The organism is Streptomyces hilarionis (assembly GCF_024539675.1).
In the GTDB taxonomy this organism is placed as follows: domain Bacteria; phylum Actinomycetota; class Actinomycetes; order Streptomycetales; family Streptomycetaceae; genus Streptomyces; species Streptomyces hilarionis.
Window position 1 is genome coordinate 1 of the sequence record NZ_JAHHIT010000352.1, and the last position, 1,230, is coordinate 1,230.

The 1,230-nt window shown below is 75.4% G+C and carries 2 protein-coding genes; both read right to left on the minus strand.

Annotated features, from left to right (window positions below):
- Positions 1 to 20 precede the first annotated feature (20 nt).
- On the minus strand, positions 21 to 950 hold the full coding sequence (locus KMS84_RS38555; RefSeq protein ID WP_256921215.1) for an SDR family oxidoreductase: 930 nt from the start codon (positions 948 to 950) through the stop codon (positions 21 to 23).
- A 1-nt stretch (position 951) separates the two neighbouring features.
- On the minus strand, positions 952 to 1,230 hold a 279-nt coding region (locus KMS84_RS38560; RefSeq protein ID WP_256921216.1), incomplete at its 5' end, for an SDR family oxidoreductase.

Sequence of the window (1,230 nt, forward strand, 5' to 3'; positions counted from 1 at the left end):
GTGCGTGGGGGCTTCGGGGGTCAGGTTCCGTAGACGGCTCCGGGGGGCGTCGCCTGTGTCAGGAGCTTGTGCACGGTCTCCCCCGCCTCGGCGGCGGTCCACCGGGCGCCTCGGTCGGCGGTCGGGCCGGGGCGCCAGCCGTCCATGACGGTGATGCGGCCGCCCTCGGTCTCGAAGACGCGTCCGGTGACGCCTTCGCTGGCGGTCGAGCCGAGCCAGACGACGAGGGGGGAGACGTTCTCGGGGGCCATGGCGTCGAAGCCGTCGGCGGGGGCGGCCATGGTCTCGGCGAAGGTGTGCTCGGTCATGCGGGTGCGGGCGGCGGGGGCGATGGCGTTGACGTGGACGCCGTAGCGGGCGAGTTCGGCGGCGGCGACGAGGGTCAGGGCGACGATGCCGGCCTTGGCGGCGCTGTAGTTGCCCTGTCCGAGGGAGCCGAGCAGTCCGGCGCCGCTGGAGGTGTTGACGACGCGGGCGGCGGGCGGGCGGCCGGCCCTGGTCTCGGCGCGCCAGTGGGCGGCGGCGTGTTTGAGGGTGAGGAAGTGGCCTTTGAGGTGGACGCGCAGGACGGCGTCCCAGTCGTCCTCGTCGAGGTTGACGAGCATGCGGTCGCGCAGGAATCCGGCGTTGTTGACGAGGGTGTCGAGGCGGCCGTAGGTCCGCAGGGCGGTGGTGACGAGGGATGCGGCGCCTTCGGTGGTGGCGATGTCGCCGCCGTGGGCGGTCGCCTCGCCGCCGGCGGCGCGGATCTCGGCGGCCACGGCGGCGGCCGGTCCGCCGGGGCGGGCGTCGGCGTCGCCGGTGGGCCGGGGGGCGCCGTCGAGGGCGACGTCAAGGTCGTTGACGACGACGCGGGCGCCGTGGGCGGCGAAGGCGAGGGCGTGGGCGCGTCCGAGGCCGCGTCCGGCGCCGGTGACGGCGACGACGCGTCCGTCGCACAGTGCGCTCATCTCAGGTCTCCTCATCTCGGGTGTCCTTGTCGGCCGTCGCGGCGTCGAGGAAGGCGGGCCGTTCGCCGCCTCCGTGCAGGAGCAGGCTGGCTCCGCTGATGTAGCGGGCGGCGTCGGAGGCGAGGAAGACGGCCGCGGCGCCGACGTCGGCGGGTTCGGCGAGCCGGCCGAGCGGGACGGTGCGGGCGACGGCGCGCAGGCCGTCGTCGTCGCCGTAGTGGAGGTGGCTCTGTTCGGTGCGGACCATGCCGACGACGAGGGTGTTGACCCGCACCCGGGG

Bases quoted from the DNA above. Each gene is read 5' to 3' on its own strand.
- KMS84_RS38555 (WP_256921215.1), bottom strand. From the start codon at position 950: ATGAGCGCACTGTGCGACGGACGCGTCGTCGCCGTCACCGGCGCCGGA.